Source organism: Gilvimarinus sp. 1_MG-2023 (assembly GCF_030548285.1).
In genome coordinates this window covers 1-277 of record NZ_JAUOSC010000927.1, presented here as the reverse complement: position 1 = coordinate 277, position 277 = coordinate 1, and the positions used below count along the sequence as shown (strand labels likewise).

Here is a 277-nt window from a genome sequence, read left to right as displayed (position 1 = left end):
GGCTACAATCGGACTGATTTTTCACGGGTAACTCAGGAGTACATCATGGCCTTTAACGATTCACAGCGAATGTTCCCAGAAACCCGCATGCGCCGCATGCGTCGGGATGATTTTTCACGCCGCCTGATGCGCGAAACACAGCTGACGACGGATAGCCTGATTTACCCGATGTTTGTTCTCGAAGGTCATCAGGAACGTGAGCCTATTGCTTCCATGCCGGGTATCGAACGCCTGTCCATTGATGAGTTGGTAAAAGAGGTCAAATACCTCTATGACC

1 pseudogene is annotated in these 277 nt (G+C 50.5%); it reads left to right on the top strand.

What is annotated here, in order from left to right:
- Nucleotides 1-45: 45 nt before the first annotated feature.
- Nucleotides 46-277, top strand: a pseudogene (locus Q4563_RS19580) (porphobilinogen synthase); the annotation flags it as partial.